The sequence below is a fragment of the Pseudoalteromonas peptidolytica genome, from assembly GCF_012641745.1.
GTDB lineage: Bacteria > Pseudomonadota > Gammaproteobacteria > Enterobacterales > Alteromonadaceae > Pseudoalteromonas > Pseudoalteromonas peptidolytica.
Window position 1 is genome coordinate 1 of record NZ_WEHZ01000050.1, and the last position, 23,468, is coordinate 23,468.

Consider the following 23,468-nt stretch of genomic DNA (forward strand, 5'->3'; position numbering starts at 1 on the left):
ATCAACTGCTTGTAACTCATGGTAACTACTCTTGTTTTTTGGCGATTACAGAGTACCACCAACAGGCAGTTGATCTCTCCTCACCGATTAACCATGAGTGGTGCACTTATTATCTGAATTCGGGAGTGTTTGAAGCCTGATTTTTTATAATACATGACACTGAATCAATCTAAGCGTTACACTATATTAAGCATCAGTATTATCGGAAGTACATTACATGAGACATGAGATCTGGAACAAGTTACGCGAAGAAGCCAATGAGCTAGTTGCGCGAGAGCCATTACTGGCAAGCCACGTATACTCGAGTATTTTAAACCATGAGTGTCTTGGCGCAGCGTTAAGTTTTATTGTTGCAAATAAACTTGCCGATGCCGTCGTATCTGCGTTTACTATCCGAGAGTTGTTCGATCAGGCCTTTGTACACTGCGATACCATGTTGACTCATGTTGCGCATGACATAAAAGCAGTTAAAGATCGTGACCCTGCTGCCGATAGTTATCTCAACGTAATTTTAAATTTGAAAGGTTTTCATGCAATCCAAGCACATCGACTTGCATACTGCCTCTGGCGCCAAGACAGAAAAGAACTTGCTCGTTTTATCCAAAGCAGAACTTCTGAAGTATTCGGTGTTGACATCCATCCTGCTTGTAAAGTCGGTCATGGTATTATGTTTGACCATGCGACTGGTATAGTTATTGGTGAAACTGCGGTTATTGAAGATAATGTGTCTATTCTTCAATCTGTAACCTTAGGGGGTACAGGGAACGAACAAGGTGATCGTCACCCTAAAATCCGTGCAGGTGTACTGATTGGTGCAGGTGCCAAAGTGCTTGGCAATATCGAAGTGGGAGAGGGAGCCCGCATTGGCGCAGGCTCTGTAGTATTAAGTCCGGTAGCACCACATACGACGGTGGTGGGTATTCCTGCCAAGGTTGTTGGCAAGCCCTCTTGCCCATGTCCTGCTGAAAGTATGAATCAGAATTTCCTTGAAGATGAAGACCGGCTCGAAAATGAGTCAATCACCTCAGCAATGTTGTAAGGTTATCACACGATAAGATGGGGAGTTATTTCCCCATCTTGCTAACTGCTTATTGAATTTTCTTTACCAGCGATATCACTTCACCATCTGCCAACTGAGTGGTAATTGGCTTATCTGGGTCGACATCTTTTACTGATTTTATGACAGTATCGGCTTGTTTAGCGATGCTGTAACCACGAGCAAGCACGGCTAATGGGCTGACGCTATCAAGCTTGGCGCTACTAACGGCAAGTCGATGCCTTTGCAGGTTAAGCTTTTGCTCCATAGCGGAATAAAGCTTGTCACTCAACGAGTCCACCACTTGTTTATAGTGAGTAATTTTTTGTTCCGGATGCAGCCTATCGAAACGGTGCTGGAGTAAATGATACTGGGATTGTTTTTGGCGCAGCAGGTGACTTTGCGCACGGGTCAACCGCTGCTCTAATTCATCAATACGCTGCGCTTGCTGCATCAGCTGATTTTTGGGGTGCTGCAATTGTAGTCGCGCTTCGAAGTTTGCTAATCGCTGTGATGCTTGCTCAAGTCGGCGATCAAAGGCTTGCTGTAAGTATTGTAGTAATTGTAGAGCACGCTGCTTAAGCGCTTCTGAGTCAGGGCTTACCAGTTCAGCTGCTGCAGATGGGGTCGGTGCCCTTACATCCGCAACATAGTCGCTAATTGTCGTATCTATTTCATGGCCTACCGCACTGATTATGGGGAGTGAACTGGTAAAAATAGCTTGTGCGACGGATTCCTCGTTAAAGCTCCACAAGTCTTCCAATGAGCCGCCACCACGGCCAACTATCAAGACATCGACTTCGCGCCTTGCATTGGCTTGCGCAATTTGTTTGCAAATTTGTTGCTTGGCTTCCTCGCCTTGTACAAGTGCTGGGTAGATGACAACTTGTAATTGTGGCGCTCTGCGTTTTAGTACCGTTAAAATATCTTTAATGGCCGCACCCGTGGCAGAGGTGATGACACCTACGCGATTGATAATATTGGGTAGTGGCTTTTTGTGACTGGCTGAAAATAGTCCCTGTGCAGCAAGCTGCATTTTAAGTGCATCAAACTGCTGTTTTAACAGTCCTTCACCAGCAGCCGCGAGCTGTTCAACAATTAATTGGTAATCACCTCGAGGCTCATAGACGGAGACTCTTGCTTGCACGACTACTTGCTGACCGTTGCTTGGGCGGTGGTTACAATAGCGATTATTCCCTCTCCACATGGCCGCTTTTATCTGTGCTTTTTCATCTTTCAGAGAAAAATACCAATGCCCTGAGGCCGGAGCAACAAAGTTTGAAATTTCTCCGGTGAGTTGTACAGAGGCAAAACCTTGCTCTAAGAGTGAGCGTATTTCTCTGTTAAGTCTTGATACAGAATAGGTTTTATTATTATTGGGGTATCCCATGTTGGCCTCCATAAAAAATTCACAGTTACTTTATCATATTTTTTGCTAAATTTTATTTACTCGCATAAGGAACGCTGATAAAATTCGCACGCAATTCCTTATACTCAGTTCACTTGAGAGAAGCCGCGAACATGCTAAGAATTGCAAAAGAAGCCCTTACCTTTGACGACGTACTTTTAGTACCAGCTCATTCAACTGTTCTTCCTCACACAGCAAACCTGAAAACGCGTTTGACTCGTGGGATTGAATTAAATCTACCGCTTGTTTCCGCTTCAATGGATACGGTGACAGAAGCACGCTTAGCGATCGCTCTGGCACAAGAAGGTGGTATTGGTTTTATCCACAAAAACATGACTATCGAAGAGCAAGCTCGTAACGTACGTAAAGTAAAAACGTATGAAGCGGGTATTATCTCTTTCCCTGTGACAGTAACTTCTGATCTTACAATTGCAGAAGCAATGGAGCTTGCTCAGGATAAAGGGTTCTCAGGTTTCCCTGTCGTTGGTGCCAACAATCAACTTGAAGGCATCGTGACGAGTCGTGATATGCGTTTTGAAACTAAACTTGAAAAAGCGGTTTCAACGGTCATGACGAAAAAAGATGACTTAGTTACGGTAAAAGAAGGGGCATCTCGCGAAGAGATCCTTGGTCTAATGCACGAACACCGTATCGAAAAGATCCTTGTGGTTGATGACGCATTTGCACTAAAAGGCATGATCACTGTTAAGGACTACCAAAAAGCACAAGAGAAACCAAACGCGTGTAAAGATGAGCAAGGTCGTCTTCGCGTGGGTGCTGCGGTTGGTGTTGGCGCTGGTACTGACGAGCGTATCGCAGCTTTGGTTGAAGCGGGTGTTGATGTACTACTAATCGATACTTCTCACGGCCATTCTCAAGGTGTAATTGACCGTGTTAAAGCAACCCGTGAAGCTTACCCTGAGCTACAAATCGTTGCAGGTAACGTAGCAACAGCGGAAGGTGCAATAGCGCTTGCTGATGCTGGTGCTGACGCTGTCAAAGTGGGTATTGGTCCGGGCTCAATCTGTACCACGCGCATTGTGACTGGTTGTGGTGTGCCGCAAATTACTGCTATCTCTGATGCAGTTGAAGGCTTAAAAGGCCGTGACATTCCTGTTATTGCTGATGGTGGTATCCGTTTCTCTGGTGACATCGTAAAAGCGCTAGTTGCTGGTGCTGCATGTGTAATGGTGGGTTCAATGCTAGCGGGTACAGAAGAATCTCCTGGCGAAGTTGAACTATACCAAGGCCGTTACTACAAGTCTTACCGCGGTATGGGTAGCTTGGGTGCGATGAACCAAAAAGAAGGGTCTTCTGACCGTTACTTCCAAAAATCAAATGAAGCAGACAAACTGGTACCAGAAGGTATCGAAGGTCGTGTTGCTTATAAAGGACCAATCGCAACGATTATCCATCAGCAAATCGGTGGTATTCGCAGTGCAATGGGTCTAACAGGTTGTGCAACCATCACTGAATTAAATACTAAGCCGCAGTTTGTACGTGTTACTTCTGCGGGTATGGGTGAATCTCACGTACATGACGTGCAGATCACCAAAGAGGCACCTAACTACCGTATGGGTTAAGCCTTAAGGCGTGTTTCTGGGCTAGCAAGTTGCTAGCCCTTATTACTTTTGATAGAGACGCAATGCGGCTTTATCCTGTTTAGTTCCTAACTAACGAGATTATCAATGAGCAAAGATATCCACGATTCCCGAATTTTGATCTTAGACTTTGGTTCACAATACACTCAGTTAATCGCACGTCGTGTACGTGAAATTGGTGTTTACTGTGAGCTGTGGGCTTGGGATGTGACAGAAGAGCAGATCCGTGAGTTTAACCCGCAAGGTATCATTCTTTCAGGCGGCCCAGAGTCAACGACACTAGAAGGTAGCCCGAAAGCACCAGATTACGTATTCGAGGCGGGCGTGCCAGTACTGGGTATCTGTTATGGTATGCAGACCATGGCAATGCAGCTTGGTGGTCAAGTACATAGCTCAGATAAAAAAGAATTCGGCTACGCAAAAGTAGAGAAAGTGGGTGACTGTAAGCTATTTGAAGCGATTGAAGATCATATCGAAGATGGTGCAGGTTATCTAGACGTGTGGATGAGCCACGGCGATAAGGTTGCTAAAATCCCAGATACATTCAAAACTTCAGCGAGAACGGATACTTGCCCACATGCGGCAATGTCTTGGGAAGAAAAGCGTTTTTACGGTGTACAGTTCCACCCTGAGGTGACACATACTCAGCAAGGTCTGCGTTTACTTGAGCGTTTTGCAATTGATATCTGTGGTTGTGAAAAGTTATGGACTCCTGAGCAAATCATTGAAGATGCAATTGAGCGTATCAAAGAGAAAGTAGGAGATGACGAAGTTATCCTCGGTCTATCTGGTGGTGTTGATTCATCAGTGGTTGCGATGCTTATTCACCGTGCAATTGGCGACAAGCTAACCTGTGTATTTGTTGATAATGGCCTACTGCGTTTGAATGAAGGCCAGCAAGTAATGGATATGTTCGGTGATAAGTTTGGTCTGAACATCATCAAGGTCGAAGCTGAAGAGCGTTTCCTTAACGCGCTTAACGGTTTAAATGACCCTGAAGACAAACGTAAAGCAATTGGCCACACCTTTATTGAAGTATTCGATGAGCAAGCCAGCCAGCGCGTAAACGCGAAATGGTTAGCACAAGGTACGATTTACCCTGATGTTATCGAATCGGCAGCATCTAAAACAGGTAAAGCGCATGTGATCAAATCTCACCACAATGTCGGTGGATTACCTGAAGATATGGAGCTTGGTCTGGTTGAGCCACTGCGTGAACTATTTAAAGATGAAGTTCGCAAGATTGGCCTAGAGCTTGGTCTACCCTATGACATGCTTTATCGTCACCCGTTCCCAGGTCCAGGTCTTGGTGTTCGTGTACTTGGCGAAATCAAGAAAGAATACTGCGACTTACTGCGCCGTGCTGACGCTATCTTCATTGAAGAGCTACATAAAGCAGATCTATATCACAAAGTGTCTCAAGCATTCGCCGTATTCCTACCGGTACGCTCTGTTGGCGTGATGGGTGATGCACGTAAATACGACTGGGTGATCTCACTACGTTGTGTTGAAACTATCGACTTTATGACAGCACGTTGGTCGCATTTACCATACGAGCTATTAGGCCACGTTTCAAACCGTATCATTAACGAAATTGATGGTATTTCTCGCGTGGTTTACGATGTTTCTGGTAAGCCGCCAGCGACAATCGAGTGGGAATAATGTTTCCACAATGAGCTAACACTTAGCCAAAGGAAAGGGCGAATATAGTAAATATTCGCCCTTTTGCTTATTTTAGAAGCAGTTGAACCAAAAAAGTGGTTTTTTCACTTTACCTTTTTAAAAAGCTCATTATAATGCGTCGACATTGCAGGGGCGTAGTTCCAATTGGTAGAACAGCGGTCTCCAAAACCGATGGTTGCGGGTTCGAGTCCTGCCGCCCCTGCCACTTCTTATTTTGCACTTCGCATTTTTTCAAAGTAAACTCCATTTAAAAAGTAAACTGCACAGCAATGAATCCAATTTACGCAGATATTCTCGATATAGTACCACTTAAGTTAAATTCAGCATTTGCCCATTTAGACGCTAAACAGTCTGAACTAAATACCTCAATAGGTGTAGAGCAGCTCAAAATCTCAGCAAGGCTTTTGCAAGATATTGAAACTGCTGTTGGTGCTACGGTGGAAGTGGTTGTGGGAGAGGATATTCAGTTTACTGAAGGGTGTCTGAGCCTGCCAAGCACGCAGCTTAGTAGTGCACAAAAGCGTGTATTGTGGCAATTAATTTGGAACCAACAGAATGCAAATTGAGCAAGGTGGGTTATTACAGTTTCCGCTTGAGAAAATCATGCAGGTTGAGCGCGCCTGTCACGCGTTTCCTTGGACTGAAAAGACGATGCAGTCTTGTCTTCATGGTCGTTACTTTAATGCTTGCCTTGCCAATGAGAGCACATTGATTGGTTTTTATATTGCTGAACGAGCAGGACCAGATCTCACTTTAATGGACATTTGTATTCATCCCGAGCATCAAGGTCGTGGTTATGCGAAATTGTTGATGGAAGCGCTATTAGCGCGAGCTGACGCATTACAAGCCGAAAATATCTTCCTTGAGGTGAGGGCATCGAATGTTGCTGCGATTTCTCTATATCAACACTTTGGCTTTGTTGAGATGGGGTTGAGAAAGCACTACTACCCAAGCACAGATGGTCGTGAGGATGCTGTATTAATGGCGTTACCAATGCTAACCCTTTAACCGTTACTGGTGGCTTTATCCATTAGCAATGTATAACGTATGGCTTCCGTTAGCTTGAGCAAGTAATAGTGATGATCACCGCTTTTAACATTTTTTAGGCTGCTTTCAAGCTCTCCTGCCGCCTCATGAATATTCATAAAACCAAAACAGCCCGCACTGCCCTTAATACTATGAGCTAAGGCTCTTAACGATTCCCATTCATGCTCATCGTAGAGCGCTTGCAGCTCTGTAAGCTGTGCAGGGAGCTTTTCTACATAGTTACGACTGATCTGTAAAAACTTTTCTGTTTGTAGTAACGCATCCCAAGAAGAGGCTTTATCATTTTGAATTTCTAGGTACTGGATTAATAATTTACCTAGCTGATCTTTATCTATTGGTTTACCAAGGGTAGCATCACATCCTGCCTCAACGTGATTATCAATATCATGCTTCATAACGTTAGCCGTTAAGGCGATGATTGGGCCATCATAGGCGGCATGTCGGAGCATCTGTGTAGCTTCTTCTCCTCCCATTACAGGCATTTGCATGTCCATTAAAATAAGTTGGTAGTCCTCCACAAGCGCCATTTCTACCGCTTCAGCTCCATTACTGGCGATATCAGGGATGATCCCCCAATTCGACAGGAGTAGGGTAATTAACTCTTGATTATCAGGGTTATCCTCTGCAACTAAGACTTTTGCATCGATTTCTTTTACCGCAGCCACTTGGGTCTTATCTAGCTCTTGTGGTTGAGTGCGTTCAAGCGCATCAAGCCAATCATAGCTTCTACCATGAAAGTTGCCGGCTACTTCTATAGCAAACAAGCTACCACTACCTTGTTGACTACGCACACGGACATCACCACCGAGCAATTGCGCTAAGTTTTTAGAGATACAAAGCCCAAGACCGGTGCCACCAAAGCGCCGGGTTGTGGTGGTATCTGCTTGTTCAAAGGGCTTAAAAGCGCGTTCTAGTTCACTACGGGACATGCCAATCCCAGTATCTCTAATACTGAAAATAAACTTTTCTGCTGTTGGCTCAAACTCAACTTTTAGATGCACGCCACCATACTCCGTAAACTTTACCGCATTAGTGGCAATATTTAATAAAATTTGTTTGAGGCGCGTGATATCAGTGTACAGCTTATCCGGAAGAGGCAGAGCAAACTCTGTTGAAAAGCTGAGTAATTTTTCATTTGTCATCGGTTCAATAATAGATTCAACATCACTGATAAGTGGCATCAGTTGCACTTCTGATTCCTCAACATCCAGTTTTTCAGCCTCTATTTTTGATAGGTCTAAAATGTTATTAATTAGCTCTAGTAAGTGTTTGGAGTTTCGTAATATGGTGTTGAGATGCTGCTTTGCTGTAGGAGAGTCCGGGTGTTGTATGAGTTGCTCGGTAAATCCCATGATGGCGGTCAATGGCGTGCGTATTTCATGACTCATATTAGCTAAAAATCGGCTTTTTAGCTGATTAGCTTGCTCGGCTTCAATAATGGCAGCTTCAAGTTTGCTATTTGTTTTTTCTAGCTCCTTGGTACGGTTCTCAACTTTTTCCTCTAGATGCTCTTTGTAGTCTTCTAATTCGCGCTGAAAGGTACGGATCTGATAAATCATGTGATTGAAGTCTTTAAACAAAATACCTACTTCATCAGAGTTGTGTTCTGGCAGCGCGACCATTAAATCACCATCACCAACTCGGTGACTGGCTTCACCAAGTAATTCAATAGGGTTGAGTAGTAAGTTGCGTACAACGATAAAAATTAATATTGGTAAAGTGACAACGGATAAGATGACGATAAGTGCAGTGATAAGGCTAATCGTTTTGCCAGAACGGTACAGTAAAGATTTGGGGATCGTAGAGATATAAAAGTAGCCGCCACTTAGCTGAGCGCTATAAGTCATTCGTTCAGAGTTATCGATGCTGCTGATTTGCATCGAGTCTAGCCGACCTAAATCTGCGATATTGCTGATTTCATTTATTTCCGTTGCGCTTAAATAGCTACCAATAAGGTGGGTGTCGGAGCTAAATAATATTTCACCGTCAATACCGACTAGTAAGTTTAAGGTATTATCATACGGCGCTTCAAGAATACTGGTGCTGAGTAAAGTGGGAGAAACTTGAACAACAATATAACCTTGTTGCCGCGGCTGTTTTAACTCGTAGTCAACACCATAAACTTGTTGGACAAAGTACAGTTGGGTACCAGCGCTTGAGGCCACCATAAATTGATGCTGGCGCAAGTTGCTTTGTAAGATTTGTTTTGCGAAAGGATAAGCATGAGGCGCTTCCCCCAAGTTGCTAGAATAAAACGCGGCACTTTGACCGCTGGGAGCCAACAAGTTTATGCTGATGATATCGGGATACGCTTCACTGTAACTGGCAAAAACATCCATCAATGCCCCCAAGCGTTTGGTTTTTTCCATCCTTTCAAGGTGGCTTGAATTTAAAAAGTCGCTGAGTACAGGAGAGGTTGAAAGCAGCTTGGTTGTAGATTGATAGATCTCAATATAATTGAACATCTTTTGTTGTTGTTGCTCGACGAAGCGACTAACAATAAGCTTTGCTTGTTGTTGCGTTGAACTGGTGACGTTTGTGAGAGTGAACCCACCAAGAAATAGCAAGGGTAAGATCACCAACGGGGTGATATACCAAAGGAGTCGAATACTTAACTTGCTTGTTTTCATGGATACTTAGCTGCCCTGCCACACAATGTTATCGTCAGAAAATTTGTTAGGAGTATTAAATCATAAGCGGGGAGAGGTGAATACTCAAGTTTGTTTAAATCGCTTGAAAATACGATAAAAGACAAAAGCCTCCAGTTGGAGGCTTTTACAGTATAAATAACGACTGATTAGAAGTTATATTTCATACCCAGTGATAGACGACGGCCTTTCACATCAAAGAATTCACCGTTATCGTACGTTTCAGGAGTACGTGGTGGCTCTCTATCGAATACGTTATTTACACCAACACGTAGTTGTAGCGCTTCAAGTAGGTAAGTTTTATACATAAAGTCTACCGTTGTATATGATGAAACGTCATTGAAGTTGTTATCTTCTGGCGTCCACTCGTTGTCATCAACTGTGCTGTGACGGTAGTTAACCGTAACTACATACGCTGAATCATCATGGCTGTATAGTGCGCTAAAACGACCTTTCCAACGTGGTGCATCATCAGTTTCACCCATATAATTGCGGAAGTCTTCTGCACGGCCAGTTGAGTTCTGGTTATCTTCAATTAAGTAAGTTGCAGTTAACTTAAGGGCGAATTCACCGTTGAGTGCATCAAACTTGTATGCAGATTCAAAGTCCATGCCTTTTTTCGTGATCTGAGCGGCGTTAATTGGACGCGCATAGTAGTTTTCGATTTCACCTGTCTCTTTGTTACGCACAAAGTTACCACAGAAAGGATTGTCTAAAGAAGATGCTTCGTAACATAGCTTAACGCTGTTACGTCCAAAGTATTCAATTGCACCGTCAATTTCAAATGACCAGTAATCAACCGTGAGATCTAAACCATCAACGAACTCTGGTGTGTAAATTACACCAACTGTGTAGTCATTTGATACTTCGTTGTCAAGGTCAGTATTACCCTGTACATAACCAGGTAGGCTACCGCCAGATAACCATTCATCTGAAGGCATCCAGCCCGCAGCTAGGCCAGCTGTTTGACAGTTATTGATGATGTTATCTCTGTACTTGTAATCACTGCTAAGTTCAGCGATTGAGTCTGCGCGACAGACGTCGGCACGGCCTGAACTAAATGTTTTAGAGTTAGGCGTGTATAGGTCACCTAAGTTTGGTGCACGTACTGACTTAGAGCGATTCAGGCGAATACGAAGTTCATCTGTTACACCCCAGTTTAATGCAAGTTTCCACGCATCATCGCCACCTGTTACAGAGTAATCCATGTAACGGTATGCACCTTCAAGAGTTAGGTCAGTTGCAAGGAATTCATCCATAAGAAGTGGTACTGAGATCTCAGCAGAGAATTCTTTCACTTCAATTTCGCCATCCATTGGTAGGCTAGAGTTACCTTTGATTAAGCCTTTTTCCATGTTTTCAGAAGGACGGATCTTTGCAACTTCACGACGGTGTTCTGCTGTGAATGCCGCGCTTACGTAACCTGCTGGAAGCTCGAATAATACACCATCAACCGTTGCGCCAAATACTGCTTGGTCATGTCTTGCAAAACGTGTAGCTGTTGTTGAAATGTAATCAAGTTGTGCCTGAGTGGTACCTGTTGCGCCCATTGGGTTGAATGGTACACAGCCTTCACGTGCGCCTGTTACGTTGCCATCAGCATCGCGAAGTGCACATACAACTTGGCCTGAGCTATCTACTACAGAGTCAATCGCGTAAGCAAGGTTATTTTTGTAAACTTCACCAGTCCATAAAGTATCTTGCTCAATACGACCAAACTGGAAGTACGTGCTATAGCCCCAATCGTCATTAATAATACCTTCGGCACCGATAGACGAACGGAATACTTCACGCTCTTGGTTATATTCACGATCACCCCACAAGTGCTCGTTGGCTTGGTAAAGTGTGACTGAATCAAGGCCAGCATCATCCATTACCTTACCCATAGCATCATTTACAAATGCACTGTCACGACGAATAGTGTGTGAGAAGAATGCAGGGCTACTTTCTGTCGTTGCTTCGGTTTTTGAATAAGTTGCATCAAACGTAAGCGCATGTTCATCGTTTAGTTCATAAGTACCGTATAGAGTACCAATTACACGCTCAAGTGGTGTGCGGAAGTAGTCTTTATAACCGTGTCTGAATACGGCATCACCTGGGTTAGCCTCGTCAAACGTATAACGGCCTGCAGCGCGCTCAGAGATAAGAGGATTAGGATCATCAATCAGACCTAGACCGTAATCGAATGGACGCATTGTGCCATCAGCATCGAAGGTGTAGTGATTGTTTTCAAACGCTTCACGCGTCTTTGTACCAGTCCATGCAAAGAAGTCACCACGCTCTGAGTAGTAACCTAACGCGGTTGGGTGATTAAACTGAATATCCGCAGGAACGCCATCACTACCGCCAGTATTTGCTGGGTTAGAGATAGATCTCATGCCGCGTTTGAAGAAGTCACGGTCCATTTTCGCGTAACTTTCATTCTTGGTATAGTTTAATGAGGTAATGAACGATAGTTTGTCTAGCTCTTGACCACCAGTAATTGAGAAAAAGTACTCTTCACCACCGCTTTGTTCTGGCTTAACTGTTGATACATCGATCTCCAGGCCATCAAATGATTTTTTAGTAATAATGTTTACTACACCGGCAACGGCATCTGCACCGTATACTGCAGCTGCGCCACCCGTTGCAATTTCAACACGCTCGATGATTGAAGTAGGGATGTTGTTTAAATCTACCGCAGTATCACCAACAGAACCCGGTACAAAACGGCGACCGTTAACAAGCACTAGGGTACGCTCTGAACCTAAACCACGTAAGTCAGTCGTGTTTAAGCCTGATGCGTAGATATAGCTGGTTGTATTTTCTGGTGACAAGCCAACAGTTGCTTGAGGCATCTCAGCTAGCAGATCGTTTACGTTAGTAATACCTTGGTTTTCAAGCTCTACGCCACCGATCACAGTAACTGGAGTTGGGGAAGTCAGGTTTACACGCTTAATACGAGAACCTGTAACTTGAATACGCTCAACAGATTTAGCTTCTGTTTGCTCGTTAGCAACAGCTACTGAACTGCTTAGTGCACCGGCAACCAGTGCCGTTTGGATGCTAGCAGTAACTAGATTTAACTTCTTCAACATTTTGACCCTTATTTACTTTGTTTATAGCGAACGCTGCACTCTTTCTCATTTGCAAAGAGGCAATGTCACAATATAGGTGCTGCGTTTTTACCATAAATATTTGTTAAACATGGGGTTTGTGTGTATGTGTCAGGTGTTTATAAAAGGTTTAATCTGTGATTTTAGTGTTCCTATTTTGGTTTTTGTTATATTAATCATTGTGTTACAGGTTTTTCATGTGTAATGCTTTTTTTACGGTAAGTGTGTGCTTACAAATGTCATTATTATTTTGAAAACAATTTATTTAAATTTGATGAAAAAGGTACAAGTTTTTGGGGGGAATTTACTCGGTTTTGTAGTCTGATTTGTAACTCAAGTGTAATTCGTGCTGTTTTAAAAATAGCCAAACAGTTTTTGGGAGGGCATTTTTGACGGAACTTTTTCAGATAGGCTAAAACTTAGCCTATCTCTTGATGTGTACATACTAATTTTGTATAGCTTTTAAACGGCGCTGTTTAAGCTGCGCTTGAATCTCTTTACCCTGATACCCTTCGTGGATGATCTGTTGCACATCTATGTTGCTAGTTGCTAAAAAATTCAATCTAAGTTTGTCACAAAGCGCCTGTAAATTATCACTTACCTTGCTACAAATATAACAAAAGCGTGTTAGTTTCTCCGGTCTACGCCAAGCATCTAAATTTTGTAAAATTTCTAGCCAGTCATCAGATTTTTTATTTTTTTTCTCGATTTTGGGGAGATTTAGGATTAGCTCTTTGGTGCTTTCAATATAGATATTGGGTACTTTAAGCGACTTTGCATCGGCTAATTGCGCAATGCTAGTTCCTGAAAAGTGCAGAGCAAGACAAAATTGCGCCAACTGATCTTGTGTTTTGTCACCCTTGAATTGTGTAAGCGCTGCCTGATATTGCTCGTGTATCGAGTTGTTCCATTTTGGTATATAAGGCGCAACATTAGCTAACGCCCCCAATGTTGCAATGGTGGATAAAAAGTGGCCAAACCCACGGTCATCTAACGTTTTTTCTATTTCTAGCCAAATCCGCTCTTTGGTTAAGGTCTGTAACTCGCCTTCTATTACCATACGCTTCATAAGTTGCCACGTCTCATCAGCAATGGTGAAGCCATAATCTTGATATCTAGCTGCAAACCGAGCAACACGTAGCACTCGTAAAGGATCTTCGCTAAATGCCGCACTAACATGGCGCAAAACTCTGTTTGTGATATCTTGCTGGCCGCCAAATGGGTCGATAAGTGTACCATCTGTATCTTTTGCGATAGCATTGACCGTAAGGTCACGACGGAGCAAGTCTTCTTCCAAGGTAGTTTGCGGGCCAAAGTCACATATAAATCCAGTGTAACCTTGTCCACTTTTTCGCTCGGTTCGTGCGAGTGCATGTTCATCTTTTGAGACAGGGTGTAAGAATACGGGAAAGTCACTCCCAACTTGTTGGTATCCCAGCTTATTCATTTCAGCGATAGTGCTACCAACAACAACGTAATCTCTTTCTTTTATTGGTCGACCAAGCAACTCATCTCTGACCGCACCACCAACAAGGTAGGTTTTCATTTGTTATACACCATTTTCTGTGATTCGAGGTTTTATCTTGAATCGGATTTTGCCATTATAGACACCATCATAACAATAAAGAGACAAGTCGTGTATTTACGCTATTTTGGGTTAACAGAAAAACCATTCTCGATCGCACCAAATCCTGAATTTTTATTTTTGAGCGAACGTCACAAGGAAGCACTTGCCCATTTAACTTATGGGTTGGGCGATGCCGGTGGATTTGTACTGTTAACTGGGGAGGTAGGAACAGGCAAAACGACCGTTACCCGCAGTATGCTTGCCCAGCTACCTGAGTCTACGCAAGTGGCTTTCATTTTGAACCCTTCATTATCAGAACTTGAACTGCTGGCTACTATTTGTGATGAACTTGATATTGAGTATGAAGCAAATAATGCGACCTTAAAGTCACTGACAGATGTCATCAAGCACAGATTGCTACAAAACCATCAAAGCGGTGGTCATACTATGCTGATTATCGACGAAGCTCAGCACCTTGCACCAGAAGTACTCGAGCAGCTTAGGTTATTAACAAATCTAGAAACTGACCACAAAAAGCTATTACAGATTGTACTTGTTGGTCAGCCTGAATTGCAGCAGTTACTACAACGTAATGAATTAAGGCAGTTGGCACAGCGGATCACGGCTCGTTATCATCTACTGCCATTAACCGAGTCTCAAGTGTTTGCTTATATTCAGCACCGCTTGCAAAAAGCAGGATGTCAACAGGCGTTATTTCACCACGATGCGGTTGCCTATATGCACCAAGTAACAGCGGGGATCCCAAGGCTGATTAATTTATTAGCTGATAGGTGCCTGTTAGGTGCTTACTCCGCTTCACAAACTCAAGTCACCAAAGCAATTACAATTCAAGCCGCAAAAGAAGCATTGCCAACTAACCTAGTGCCATCAACGGATAAAGTAACCAACCGAGCCCCGTTATTGTTTACAGCATGGTTAGGTATGTTGTTTGTTGCAGGTTTTGGTTTGGCAAAATTGGTATAGAGGGAAGTATGTCTTATTTAACGAGCGCAATGAAGCAATCGCAACAAGGCAGCGATGTCGAGCAAGATTATTTAAACCAAAAACAAGGAGCGCAGCTGATGTTGTATAAGCGCCTTGTCACATACGCTGGGTTTAGTCTTTTATCATTAGCGTCACTTGGTGCGGGCTACTTTGTTGGTCAGATAACCAATAGTGCAAACATGCCAGAGAATATTGCTTCTAGCAACGCTCAGCCACAAACCAACAACATGGCTACGTTGTCAGATAAACCAGTGTTAGCAGAGCAAGCACAAGACAGTGATACGATACAAGTTAATCGTACTGAGGTTGCTTTAGACGTGGTCGCAGACGCAGCCTCGGCTGAGGTCGCGCCAGCCCCTACTCAAGTTTCTCCAAGCATAACTTCTGATAAGCATTTTCAGTGGGTGTCAGTGCAAATTGGCGTCGATAATCAAGGCCAACCGGTATATCAGCAGCAACTAGTCCCTGTAGATGCGCTAACAGCTGCACCGCAAATAGTTCAACCCAAAGCTCTTGAAACTGTCAGGCAAGACGACGCCCCAGGTGAGATACAAATTGAAGGCGAATATGCAGGTTATCGAGTATTCGGCTCAGACCCCAAGGCGCAAAGCGCTGACTTAGCAGGTGTGTCTGAAGAGCTCAAAAAAGCGTTCGCACAGGCTGTCAAAGAGACTGAGCTTCGGGATGAAGCTGCTGTGCTGTCGACAACCAAAGAATCTGCATCAGTGACCCCCATAAGCTTATTGCCCACACAATTGCAAAATAGTATTCCAAGCCTTCGTTATCAAGCGCATATTTATGCGACTGACGTACAAGAAAGGTGGATTAAAATAAATAACAGGCCGCTTTATGAGGGAGATAGTTTGGGGGCGTTGACCGTTTTGGAAATAACCCCAGAGCAAACTCGCTTTGATTTCGATGGTATCGAGTTTAGCTTGGAGGCGATGGAAGATTGGCTGCCTTAGCGTTAAGGCAGCATTGAGTGTCGAAAAAACCTGATGAGATCAAGTTTAAATTCTTCTGGTTTGACGGCCGACTCTAACTCATCACTGACTTTTTTGGCATTTAAGTCGATATCCTGTACTTCGATGTAATGCATGTACTTAGCATGATAGAACACCTTAACAGTAGGCTTTAAAGGAGCATTAGGGTTACTTTGAGCAATAACCCCAACTTTACCACTGGTTAGCTTAACTAAAGTACCAACAGGGTACACACCAACACAACCTATGAAACGGTTGAGTAAAACCTCGTCAAAGTGGTGTGGGCATCCTTCTCGCATCAATTTAAAAGCGCGGATAGGGGTCATCCCTTCCTTATAAACTCGTTCAGCAGTCAAGGCATCATACACATCTATGATGGCTGCCATTCTAACATGTTGAGGCAATTCATCAGCGGCTTTACCGTATGGGTATCCCGAGCCGTCCAAGCGTTCATGGTGATACCCTGCAATTTCGCAGGCGATTTTGCCAAACCCTGCGTTAAGTAGGATGTCAAAGCTGTACTTTGCGTGAGATTTCATGATGTGATATTCATCCAAACTCAGCTTATCTGGCTTGTTTAATATTTCATCTGGCACTTCAATTTTTCCAATATCATGCAAAAGGGCACCAGTTGTCATTTCTTCGGTTTGTGAACGAGAGTATCCCAAATGCTTACAAAATATAGCCATCAAAATAGAAACGTTTATAGAGTGCTCTAACAGATACGCATCTTTCTCCCTGATCCGAGCAATACACGCTAAGGCATCCTGATTACGGAACACTGAATCGATAAAGTGATTGGCAGTTGCTTTGAAGGCGTCTACTTCAATCGCCCTTCCTGCTCTGATATCTTCAAATGCTTTGCTTTGTATCGCTTTGGCTTCGTCATACAATTTCACAGCTTGTTTCATTTCAGCTTCAACGCTACATTTTGTATGCCAAGGATCATGTGAACATACTTGAGGAGCGATAATACGGTTATCTTGTGCAGGTTCGTCATGAGGCGCATGGTCACTTAGTCGTTTACTGGGATCAACAGACACTTCCAAAACGCCACTTCTTTGCAGTTTATCAATGCTGGTTTGGGTTTTCACCCAACCTTTTGTTTTGATTGCCACAGAGCCTGTCTGTTTAGTCACGTCGACAACAAACATGCCTGGCTCTAACTCATTGATATTAATATTTATCTCTGGCATGGTGATTCCTATGGTCTACTCTTTAAAGGTAGCAAAACTTATCCAAATAGGAAGAGAAAAAGATAAATATGATTGATTTTCGCCCAGCAAAATCGCATCCTTAAAAAAACAATATGGAGCTTACTTTATGCGCTTATCCACTCTGGCTTTGAGTCTTATGACGATGTTGTCTTGGCATGCTGATGCTAGCTTAAAGCAGCAAGTTGCTGAGGCAATGCCGACACTTGAATCCTTATATTTGCATTTGCATCAACACCCAGAGCTGTCTTACAAAGAAGAAAAAACAGCGTACCGCCTTGCTAAAGAGATGCGTGCCTTAGGCTTTGATGTGACAGAAAATATCGGTGGTTTTGGGGTTGTTGGTTTATTGAGTAACGGTGAAGGGCCAACGGTAATGATACGAGCTGACACCGATGCTTTGCCAATAGTTGAAGAGACTGGAAAAGCATACGCATCAAAAATAAAAGTAAAAGATGAGGCTGGTCAAACGGTTGGGGTGATGCATGGCTGTGGCCATGATATTCATATGACAAGCTTGATAGGCACAGCGCAGCAGCTCATGCTCAATAGAGATAAGTGGCAAGGGACGCTGATGTTAGTCGCTCAGCCCGCAGAAGAGGTCGGAGGCGGAGCAAAAGCCATGTTAAAAGCAGGCTTATATGATGATTTTGCCACTCCAGATCATGTCTTAGCATTGCATGTGAGTGCCAGTCTTGCCGCGGGCAAAGTGGCCATTGCACCAGGATACGCATTAGCAAATGTGGACTCGGTTGACATTATTGTTAAAGGAAAAGGAGGGCATGGTGCCTATCCGCATACAACAGTGGATCCTATTGTGTTAGCTTCTCGCATTGTACTGGGTTTGCAAACCATTACCTCTCGGGAAGTATCTCCTCTAGAGCCTTCTGTGATCACAGTAGGCTCTATTCACGGTGGTGCCAAACATAATATCATTTCAAATGAAGTTAAGTTACAGCTTACATTACGCTCTTATAATCCAGATGTTCGTAACCAGCAAATAGCTGCAATAAAACGTCTTACGGCTGGTGTGGCTCACAGCGCTGGTTTAACTGACGAATTGTTACCTGAAGTGATTGTACATGACAGCGAAAGTATTCCGTCTACGTATAATAACCCGGAGTTAGCGAAATTTGTGACGGCGGCGATTAAGCAGGAAATTGGTGCAGAAAATGTCGATTTATCTCAGCCGGTAATGGCAGGCGAGGACTTTGGATTGTTTGGCCGTACAGATAAGAATATACCCATCACCATTTTTTGGCTAGGCGGTGTGAATCAAGCGGTATTCGATGCTGCGCAAAAAAGTGGTGAGCCTTTACCTTCTTTGCACTCTAGTAAATTTGCTCCAGACTATCCTATCGCCATTGCCACAGGCGTTCGGGCAATGACCAATAGTGCACTGGCTTTGTTTTCGCAAAAATAAAACTGCTTCCTGCATACTAAAAAGGTAGCCTTAGCTACCTTTTTTGGTCTATTGCAAACAACTTAAACACTGTAGCAAGGGATAACAGCTGCTAGAGAACAAGCTGTAGTTAGTCGTTGCTTGTCGCTGCAAGCATTAGCTCTCGATTACGTTCAAGCTTGGCTAACATCATTTCAGCTACAGGCTTGAATTTAGCTAGCTCAACTTGCGGGAGAGGCTCTGATTTTGGTAATTTCACAGTCCTAGGATTACGGTGAACACCATTTACCAAGAATTCATAATGTAAATGTGGTCCGGTGACTCGTCCTGTTGCGCCTACAGTACCAATTTTTTGGCCTTGCTTTACTTTCTGACCTGTTTTTACTGCGCGCTTATTCAGGTGGAGGTATTTTGTTACGTATTTACTACCGTGTTGAATGAATACGTAGTTACCATTGAGTCTGTTATAACCAGACTTTAGTACCTTACCGTTACCCGCTGAGACAACCGGTGTACCAACACGTGCAGCGTAGTCTATGCCATTATGAGAAGATACTCTGCCTGTTACAGGGTGGAGGCGGCGAGGATTGAAGCTCGAGCTAATGTACTTGAAGTTTACAGGCGCTCTTAAGAAGGCTTTTTTCATGCTGCGCCCTTCAGCGGTATAGAATTCGTCATCAGTATGGCGAACAGCACTGTAGCGTTCGCCCTGATTGATAAACTCCGCGGCAATTATTTTACCATTACCGATCTCTTCACCATCCACATAGTGTTTTTCAAATACCAGAGCGAAAGAATCGCCCTTACGAATGTCGTTTGCAAAATCGACATCCCAACCAAAAATATCAGCGAAGTTCATTATCTGGCGTTCGCTAAGCCCCGCTGAGATACCCGCGCTCCAAAAACTAGAATTGATTTTACCACCCGCTGATTTTTCGCGTGTTTCAATTTCCTTGCTTTCGATTTTTGTTTCGTAGCTACCTTCGCCGTTTAGCGTAACCAGCAAGGTATCAGTTTTAGATAAAATGTATTTTAATTGAGCTAATTCACCACTTTCATTGCTGGCAAAGCTAAGCACTTCACCTGGGTGTATTTTAGTCAGCTTTCGAGTTTCGGCGTTGGTATTGACCAGATTATGTAACGTTTGAGCCGAATAACCAGCACGTTTAAAAATAACAGCGAGACTGTCACCAGTCTTTACTTTGTGATCTTTAAATTCAAATTCAGGCTGTTGAGATACAGATTCAGGTGCGACGGCTGGTGCTGCATCTAATTCAGTAAGTTGCTCTGTTTTTTCAGATATTTTTACCGGTAACTCATAACGTTTTCCAACTTCTAAGGCTTTTTCGTCATTATCTTTAGAAGCGGTTGCTTTTTCAGAAGGGATCAGGGCAATTCCGACCATCGCAGATAGGAAGCCGATGATGAGCACTTTGTGCTTTTTGGGGAGCTTATGAACCACGTGAACCATAATGCGCCTTTTCTGCTGTCAAGAATTATTGTTGATAATATTGCAGGATATACGTAATAAACCCGTAATACCAGCGTTTTGTGCATTTAAACTCGGATAAATATAGGCTAGAATCGGTCGATTACAAGTTATAGCTGTTGGAGTGAGAATTGTGGATTTAGAAACTGCATTTGCAGAGATTAGCCGTGGTGCAGAAGAAATTCTGCTACAAGATGAATTAAAGGAAAAGTTGAAGTCAGGTAAAAAACTGCGTATCAAAGCAGGTTTCGATCCAACGGCACCTGATTTGCACTTGGGTCACACAGTGCTAATTAATAAAATGAAAACCTTTCAAGACTTAGGTCATGAGGTTATTTTCTTGATTGGTGATTTTACGGGGATGATTGGCGACCCAACTGGCAAAAATGTCACTCGAAAACCACTAACACGCGAAGATGTATTGGCTAATGCAGAAACTTACAAAGAGCAGGTATTCAAGATCCTTGACCCTGCGAAAACCACGGTAGCATTCAACTCTGAATGGATGGAGAAGTTGGGTACCGCGGGTATGATCAAACTAGCTGCGCGTCAAACAGTTGCTCGTATGCTTGAACGTGATGACTTCAAAAAGCGTTATGCAAATGGTCAAGCAATCGCAATTCATGAGTTTTTGTATCCACTGGTACAAGGTTGGGATTCTGTTGCGCTAGAAGCAGATGTTGAGCTTGGCGGCACTGATCAGCGCTTCAATCTACTTATGGGTCGTGAGTTACAAAAAGATGAAGGTCAAAAGCCACAAACAGTACTCATGATGCCGTTATTGGAAGGGACTGATGGCGTTCAGAAAATGTCGAAGTCATTGGGTAATTACATCGGTATTACGGATGCGCCAAATGATATGTTTGGTAAGGTAATGTCGATTTCTGATGACTTGATGTGGCGTTACTACGAATTGCTAAGTGCGAAAACATTGGATGATATCGCTGCACTTAAAGAAGAAGTGATGGGCGGCCGTAACCCTCGTGACATTAAAATTGAATTTGCAAAAGAAATGATTGCTCGATTCCACAGTGAAGCTGACGCTGAAGCGGCACATCAAGATTTTATCAAGCGTTTCCAAAAAAATGCCTTACCTGATGAGATCCCTGAAGTCACCGTAACTATCGAAGGTGAAAGCACGTTTATCACTAACTTACTGAAAGAGGCTGGGTTAGTCGCAAGTACGTCAGAGGCGATGCGTATGATTAAGCAAGGCGCGGTGAAGTTAAACGGTGAAGACAAAATAACGGATACGAAATTAGAAGTTGCTAAAGGTTCTTGCGAGATCTACCAAGTTGGTAAGCGTAAGTTTGCTAAAGTAACTGTGAACTAAAATAGTTTATCCATTTGCGAAGAGAAAAGGTCAGTATATTACTGGCCTTTTTTGTATTTGTTTTTAGCTCTACAGCATCAAGCTGGCAAAGTTAGTCATTACGTATAGCAGTGTCGTCGTCGCAATAAATAGCCAGCGCATTTGATTGAGCAGTCCGAGTAGGTGCTGAATATGATCAGCTGTCGGTTGCGATTTGGCACCTATGCGCATTACCTCAACGCGAGCACCAAAATAAAAGCGTGGCCCCGCAAGCTGAGTTTGTAAATTTGCCGCAAAAAAGCTCAGTGCCCAACCTGAGTTTGTTTGATTAAAGTGGCGACCATAGTATTTAATGTAGTGCCAAGTTTGTTTTGGCCTGAGCAACAACGAAAAGCAGACAACTAATAATCGGATAGGCACAAATTCAATCAGCCATATTGCGCGGCTAAGATTTGCCATAAAGCGGTTTGTCGGCTGCATGATTTGACGCCAAGCATGATCACATAGCAAAAGCAGCTTATAAAAAAGTGTGACGTATGGGCCTGCAATTAGATAAAGCAGTGCAACAACAAAAAAATGGCGCAGGGTATTTAATGCGGTGCTATCTATGACGGCTTTACAAATACCAAGCTCTGTTAGTTTCTCGACATCTCTTGCTACCATTCCTTGCAACACCGCTCTTGCGGTTACTTTTTGCTTTGATTTTATCAGCGCGGAAATACGCTTAGCACGGCTTTCATGGCTAATATCTAAGCATAAAAACAACACCAGCCCACCGAGCCAATTAGGATAAAAAGCAAAGCTAATAATCGCATAAGTTAATACGGTGATGGTTAATATAGGGAGGAAGAATCCCAGTGTGCCTGATAATAGTTGATAACTAGAAGCCGCTTTGGGGCGATAAACTCTTTCGGCAATGGCTTTAAAAATAAGGCTGAGAATAAGGTTTGGATGATAAACGGTGGATAGCCTGATCCCGAGGCTGGCAAAAACAGCAACTAAAAAAATGATCAGGCCCTCATGGACCTGAAGCAAGTTCTCTAGCACTAAAGCGTAACCTTATCTAGCTTGGTAAGTAGTGCCATCACCATTTTTGAAGAGTTCACAGAAGCGACTTCTAAATATTCTTCGAATGACTGCGGTGATTCTTTGCCGGCTATATCCGATAACGAGCGGATCACTACAAATGGTGTATCTAAAGAATGACAAGCCTGTGCAATAGCTGCCCCTTCCATTTCTACAGCAAGCATCGTTGGGAAGTCTGCACGAGCTTTATCAATACGAACAGGATCGCACATAAATGAGTCACCAGTACAGATAAGGCCAACCATAGTTTGAATACCTTCAAGTTCACTAACGCTCTGCTTCGCAGCTTCAACTAGCTTAGCATGTGAAGTGAAAGCAGCAGGCATTTGTGGTACTTGGCCTATTTCGTAACCGAATGCCGTTACGTCAACGTCATGGTGGCGAACTTCGCTTGAAATGACAACATCCCCTACGTTGAGTGAGGGTTCAAAGCCCCCAGCCGATCCCGTATTAATTACGCAATCTGGTGTAAAGTTATCGATAAGCAGAGTTGTTGCAACCGTTGCTGCTACTTTACCAATACCTGACTGTACCAGCGTCACATCGTGTCCTGCCAGTTTACCGGTATAAAAAGTAAAGCCACCTTTGGTCAATGTTTGCGGGTTTTCCATAGTGTTACGCAAAATGGTAACTTCTTGCTCCATTGCGCCAATAATGCCTACTTTCATGAAAAGATTCCTAATTTGTAGTGGGGAAACCCCAATTTCAACGTTATTTTTATTATACGAAAGGGGGGAAGATAGGTAAAACAAAAAACGGGCTAGTGCCCAATGCCAGTCAGTTAAGCTGACTGGCATTTCTTTTTTTATATGGGTACTTTGATGGCTTAGGCTTTATCGCTCTTGGATACTGCCTATCTTCTCTTCTAGGTGGCAGTTTAAATAGTCTTAGC

Annotated in this window: 17 protein-coding genes and 1 tRNA gene; 10 read left to right on the plus strand and 8 right to left on the minus strand. The window is 43.4% G+C overall.

Going from position 1 to position 23,468, the window contains the following annotated elements:
• Positions 1-217 precede the first annotated feature (217 nt).
• Positions 218-1,039: a serine O-acetyltransferase gene (gene cysE / locus F9Y84_RS20735; RefSeq protein ID WP_125253250.1), complete on the plus strand. Its 822-nt coding sequence runs from the start codon at positions 218-220 to the stop codon at positions 1,037-1,039.
• 49 nt (positions 1,040-1,088) lie between these two features.
• Here the strand turns inward: cysE and xseA are convergent, their stop codons facing one another.
• Positions 1,089-2,426 (minus strand): exodeoxyribonuclease VII large subunit, encoded by a 1,338-nt coding sequence (gene xseA / locus F9Y84_RS20740; protein WP_147390421.1) that lies wholly within the window; start codon positions 2,424-2,426, stop codon positions 1,089-1,091.
• A gap of 131 nt (positions 2,427-2,557) precedes the next feature.
• Here xseA and guaB point away from each other — a divergent pair, with 131 nt between their 5' ends.
• The 5 genes from guaB (at position 2,558) to rimI (ending at position 6,736) form a co-directional block, all read left to right on the plus strand.
• Positions 2,558-4,027, plus strand: a complete 1,470-nt coding sequence (gene guaB, locus F9Y84_RS20745) for an IMP dehydrogenase (protein ID WP_125253248.1) — start codon at positions 2,558-2,560, stop codon at positions 4,025-4,027.
• Positions 4,028-4,132: 105 nt separating this feature from the next.
• Entirely contained in the window at positions 4,133-5,707 is a 1,575-nt protein-coding gene (gene guaA / locus F9Y84_RS20750) for a glutamine-hydrolyzing GMP synthase (protein WP_088529796.1), read from the plus strand.
• A 149-nt stretch (positions 5,708-5,856) separates the two neighbouring features.
• A tRNA-Trp gene (locus F9Y84_RS20755) sits at positions 5,857-5,933 on the plus strand.
• A gap of 64 nt (positions 5,934-5,997) precedes the next feature.
• The gene (locus F9Y84_RS20760; RefSeq protein ID WP_125253247.1) at positions 5,998-6,294 is read left to right on the plus strand and encodes a hypothetical protein; all 297 of its coding nucleotides are present in this window, start codon (positions 5,998-6,000) and stop codon (positions 6,292-6,294) included.
• Positions 6,284-6,736 (plus strand): ribosomal protein S18-alanine N-acetyltransferase, encoded by a 453-nt coding sequence (gene rimI / locus F9Y84_RS20765; protein ID WP_125253246.1) that lies wholly within the window; start codon positions 6,284-6,286, stop codon positions 6,734-6,736. Before F9Y84_RS20760 ends, rimI begins: the two co-directional genes overlap by 11 nt.
• Here the strand turns inward: rimI and F9Y84_RS20770 are convergent.
• From F9Y84_RS20770 to F9Y84_RS20780, 3 genes are all read right to left on the minus strand, one after another.
• On the minus strand, positions 6,733-9,405 hold the full coding sequence (locus F9Y84_RS20770) for an ATP-binding protein (protein WP_147390420.1): 2,673 nt from the start codon (positions 9,403-9,405) through the stop codon (positions 6,733-6,735). The two genes, rimI and F9Y84_RS20770, sit on opposite strands and share 4 nt — an antisense overlap.
• 167 nt (positions 9,406-9,572) lie before the next feature.
• A complete protein-coding gene (locus F9Y84_RS20775; RefSeq protein ID WP_147390419.1) occupies positions 9,573-12,500 on the minus strand; it encodes a TonB-dependent receptor domain-containing protein in 2,928 nt (975 codons plus the stop codon).
• Positions 12,501-12,963: 463 nt separating this feature from the next.
• Positions 12,964-14,064 (minus strand): tRNA nucleotidyltransferase/poly(A) polymerase-related protein, encoded by a 1,101-nt coding sequence (locus F9Y84_RS20780; protein WP_147390418.1) that lies wholly within the window; start codon positions 14,062-14,064, stop codon positions 12,964-12,966.
• A 90-nt stretch (positions 14,065-14,154) separates the two neighbouring features.
• Here F9Y84_RS20780 and F9Y84_RS20785 point away from each other — a divergent pair, with 90 nt between their 5' ends.
• On the plus strand, positions 14,155-15,069 hold the full coding sequence (locus F9Y84_RS20785) for an ExeA family protein (RefSeq protein WP_125253242.1): 915 nt from the start codon (positions 14,155-14,157) through the stop codon (positions 15,067-15,069).
• An 8-nt stretch (positions 15,070-15,077) separates the two neighbouring features.
• On the plus strand, positions 15,078-16,055 hold the full coding sequence (locus F9Y84_RS20790; protein ID WP_147390417.1) for a general secretion pathway protein GspB: 978 nt from the start codon (positions 15,078-15,080) through the stop codon (positions 16,053-16,055).
• Positions 16,056-16,057: 2 nt separating this feature from the next.
• Here the strand turns inward: F9Y84_RS20790 and F9Y84_RS20795 are convergent, their stop codons facing one another.
• The gene (locus F9Y84_RS20795; protein WP_147390416.1) at positions 16,058-17,269 is read right to left on the minus strand and encodes a cyclic di-GMP phosphodiesterase; all 1,212 of its coding nucleotides are present in this window, start codon (positions 17,267-17,269) and stop codon (positions 16,058-16,060) included.
• A gap of 127 nt (positions 17,270-17,396) precedes the next feature.
• Between F9Y84_RS20795 and F9Y84_RS20800 the strand changes: the two genes are divergently transcribed.
• Entirely contained in the window at positions 17,397-18,710 is a 1,314-nt protein-coding gene (locus tag F9Y84_RS20800) for a M20 metallopeptidase family protein (RefSeq protein ID WP_147390415.1), read from the plus strand.
• A gap of 109 nt (positions 18,711-18,819) precedes the next feature.
• Here the strand turns inward: F9Y84_RS20800 and F9Y84_RS20805 are convergent, their stop codons facing one another.
• A complete protein-coding gene (locus F9Y84_RS20805; RefSeq protein WP_147390414.1) occupies positions 18,820-20,160 on the minus strand; it encodes a peptidoglycan DD-metalloendopeptidase family protein in 1,341 nt (446 codons plus the stop codon).
• A gap of 151 nt (positions 20,161-20,311) precedes the next feature.
• Between F9Y84_RS20805 and tyrS the strand changes: the two genes are divergently transcribed.
• Positions 20,312-21,511 carry a tyrosine--tRNA ligase gene (gene tyrS / locus F9Y84_RS20810; protein WP_147390413.1) on the plus strand — a complete coding sequence of 400 codons (1,200 nt, stop codon included), beginning with the start codon at positions 20,312-20,314 and terminating at the stop codon, positions 21,509-21,511.
• 69 nt (positions 21,512-21,580) lie between these two features.
• Here the strand turns inward: tyrS and F9Y84_RS20815 are convergent, their stop codons facing one another.
• Complete coding sequence (locus tag F9Y84_RS20815; protein WP_147390412.1) at positions 21,581-22,537, minus strand: cobalamin biosynthesis protein CobD/CbiB; 957 nt, start codon at positions 22,535-22,537, stop codon at positions 21,581-21,583.
• Positions 22,537-23,244 (minus strand): 5'-methylthioadenosine/S-adenosylhomocysteine nucleosidase, encoded by a 708-nt coding sequence (mtnN, locus tag F9Y84_RS20820; protein WP_125251562.1) that lies wholly within the window; start codon positions 23,242-23,244, stop codon positions 22,537-22,539. Before mtnN ends, F9Y84_RS20815 begins: the two co-directional genes overlap by 1 nt.
• Positions 23,245-23,468 lie beyond the last annotated feature (224 nt).

Coding starts and splice junctions, on each gene's coding strand:
- cysE (WP_125253250.1), top strand. CDS start 218: ATGAGACATGAGATCTGGAACAAGTTACGCGAAGAAGCCAATGAGCTA.
- xseA (WP_147390421.1), bottom strand. CDS start 2,426: ATGGGATACCCCAATAATAATAAAACCTATTCTGTATCAAGACTTAAC.
- guaB (WP_125253248.1), top strand. CDS start 2,558: ATGCTAAGAATTGCAAAAGAAGCCCTTACCTTTGACGACGTACTTTTA.
- guaA (WP_088529796.1), top strand. CDS start 4,133: ATGAGCAAAGATATCCACGATTCCCGAATTTTGATCTTAGACTTTGGT.
- F9Y84_RS20760 (WP_125253247.1), top strand. CDS start 5,998: ATGAATCCAATTTACGCAGATATTCTCGATATAGTACCACTTAAGTTA.
- rimI (WP_125253246.1), top strand. CDS start 6,284: ATGCAAATTGAGCAAGGTGGGTTATTACAGTTTCCGCTTGAGAAAATC.
- F9Y84_RS20770 (WP_147390420.1), bottom strand. CDS start 9,405: ATGAAAACAAGCAAGTTAAGTATTCGACTCCTTTGGTATATCACCCCG.
- F9Y84_RS20775 (WP_147390419.1), bottom strand. CDS start 12,500: ATGTTGAAGAAGTTAAATCTAGTTACTGCTAGCATCCAAACGGCACTG.
- F9Y84_RS20780 (WP_147390418.1), bottom strand. CDS start 14,064: ATGAAAACCTACCTTGTTGGTGGTGCGGTCAGAGATGAGTTGCTTGGT.
- F9Y84_RS20790 (WP_147390417.1), top strand. CDS start 15,078: ATGTCTTATTTAACGAGCGCAATGAAGCAATCGCAACAAGGCAGCGAT.
- F9Y84_RS20795 (WP_147390416.1), bottom strand. CDS start 17,269: ATGCCAGAGATAAATATTAATATCAATGAGTTAGAGCCAGGCATGTTT.
- F9Y84_RS20800 (WP_147390415.1), top strand. CDS start 17,397: ATGCGCTTATCCACTCTGGCTTTGAGTCTTATGACGATGTTGTCTTGG.
- F9Y84_RS20805 (WP_147390414.1), bottom strand. CDS start 20,160: ATGGTTCACGTGGTTCATAAGCTCCCCAAAAAGCACAAAGTGCTCATC.
- mtnN (WP_125251562.1), bottom strand. CDS start 23,244: ATGAAAGTAGGCATTATTGGCGCAATGGAGCAAGAAGTTACCATTTTG.